Origin of the sequence: Micrococcus sp. HMSC31B01, from assembly GCF_001816085.1 — a bacterium.
GTDB classification, from domain to species: Bacteria; Actinomycetota; Actinomycetes; order Actinomycetales; family Micrococcaceae; genus Micrococcus; species Micrococcus luteus.
Genome location: NZ_KV825327.1, coordinates 1 through 1,660 on the forward strand (window position 1 = coordinate 1; position 1,660 = coordinate 1,660).

Annotated in this window: 3 protein-coding genes; 1 reads left to right on the forward strand and 2 read right to left on the reverse strand. The window is 73.7% G+C overall.

All coding sequences use genetic code 11. The features are described from left to right. Positions 1-122: 122 nt before the first annotated feature. Entirely contained in the window at positions 123-680 is a 558-nt protein-coding gene (locus HMPREF3105_RS10275) for an SRPBCC family protein (RefSeq protein ID WP_020624655.1), read from the forward strand. A gap of 149 nt (positions 681-829) precedes the next feature. Here the strand turns inward: HMPREF3105_RS10275 and HMPREF3105_RS10280 are convergent, their stop codons facing one another. Both HMPREF3105_RS10280 and HMPREF3105_RS10285 read right to left on the reverse strand, forming a co-directional pair. Further along, positions 830-1,147, reverse strand: coding sequence for a putative quinol monooxygenase (locus tag HMPREF3105_RS10280; RefSeq protein ID WP_020624654.1), 318 nt, complete (start codon positions 1,145-1,147; stop codon positions 830-832). Then, a complete protein-coding gene (locus HMPREF3105_RS10285) occupies positions 1,144-1,584 on the reverse strand; it encodes a hotdog fold thioesterase (protein ID WP_020624653.1) in 441 nt (146 codons plus the stop codon). The genes HMPREF3105_RS10280 and HMPREF3105_RS10285 overlap by 4 nt, the downstream gene beginning before the upstream one ends. Positions 1,585-1,660: the final 76 nt, after the last annotated feature.

Below are 1,660 nucleotides of genomic sequence, written 5' to 3' on the forward strand. Positions count from 1 at the left end.
AACCTCATGACCCACAACACCTAGGCCCGGGGCGGGCCCCCGGCAAGAGTCCTGTGGTGTCCCGCCGAGGGGTGCCGTCGCCTCCGCTTCCGGTGTCCGCGGCGGTTCCTAGACTGGGCGGCATGAGCACCGAGCCGACCCCCTCGTCCGCCACCCCCGAGACCGAGTCCGCCGCCGCGCCGTCGTCGTCCGGGCTGCCGCAGGCCGCCCCGCAGGCGGCGTGGCCCGAGCGCGTGGAGACCGGCGAGCACCAGGTGTCCTACCGGGTCACCGTGGCCGCGCCGGCGCACGAGCTGTGGGCGATGCTCGCGGACCCGCACCGCCATCACGAGGCGGACGGATCCGGGACCGTGCGGCCGAAGGTGAGCGGGCCGCACCGGCTGGCCGTGGGCGACCGGTTCCGCGTGGCCATGCGAAAGTACGGGGTGCCGTACACGATGACGCTGACCGCCACCGCCGTGGACGAGGACGAGCTCGTGGAGTGGGCCCACCCGGGCGGACACCGGTGGCGCTGGGCGTTCCGGGACAACGGGGACGGCACCACCGAGGTCACCGAGACCTTCGACTACTCGTGGGCCCGGCCGGCCGTGCGCCGCGCGTACGAGCTGCTGCGGGTGCCGGCGGACAACGGGCGGGGCATCCAGTCGAGCCTCACGCGGTTGGCCGGCCGTCACCTCTGAACCGACCGCGTCTCAGTCGGCACTTTCGTTCGGGAAACGGCGGCGTGTCGGGCACTTTCGTTCGGGAAACGGTCGGCCCTCGCGCCGTTTCTCGAACGAAAACGCGCCGGGGACCGCCGTTTCCCGAACGAGAGCGGGGGGCGCGGGGGTCAGACGGCGGACCAGTGGGTCGCGGCCGGCGGCTGCGCCAGGTGCGGGGTGACGAGCGCCCGCCACGCGAGGAACGCGTCGGACTCGCGGAAGGCCACGGTGTGGTCCTCGAGCGTGCGCCAGCCGATCAGCAGCCGGTAGCGCGCCGGGTCCTCCACCTGCCGGGACAGCGCGAAGGACGTCGCGCCCTTGTCCCGGAACAGCGGCTCGGCCTCGGCGACGGCGGCCTCGAACGCCGCCTCCGCCCCCGCGGCCACGTGCAGCTCCACCGACTCGACGACCGGCCCGGCCGTCGTCGCGTCCTGCCCGGCGCTCACGCGTGCACCCGCGGGCTCGTGGAGTGGCCGGTGAACCAGGCGACGAGCTGGCCGTCCGCCTCGATGCCGACCTCGATCATGCGGTCGCGGCCGAACTCCACCGACTGGCGGGCGGTCGCCACGAGGTGCGCGCCGAGCCTGGCGGGCGCCACGTAGGTGATCTCGGCGCGCCGGGTGACGGGGGCGGCGCCGAAGGTCGCCACGCAGTACGCCAGCGCCGAGTCCGCGAGGTGGAACAGGAAGCCGCCGTGGCAGATCTCGTGGGAGTTCACCATGTCCGCGGTGACGTCGCGGTGCAGCACCACGCGCCCCTCGGCCACCTCGCCGAGGGTGACGCCGTGCTCGCGCACCGCGGGGTCGTTCGCGTAGATCTCCTCGAGGCGGGCGAGGATCTCGTCCCGGCTCTGGCCGGACGAGCTCTGGGGGGTCTCAGTCATGGGCCCATTGTGTCGCAGGTCTGTGTCGCAGGTCGCGCCGCCCCGCGCCTAGGTGTTGTGGGTCATGAGGTTCTTG

Bases quoted from the DNA above. Each gene is read 5' to 3' on its own strand.
- HMPREF3105_RS10275 (WP_020624655.1), top strand. From the start codon at position 123: ATGAGCACCGAGCCGACCCCCTCGTCCGCCACCCCCGAGACCGAGTCC.
- HMPREF3105_RS10285 (WP_020624653.1), bottom strand. From the start codon at position 1,584: ATGACTGAGACCCCCCAGAGCTCGTCCGGCCAGAGCCGGGACGAGATC.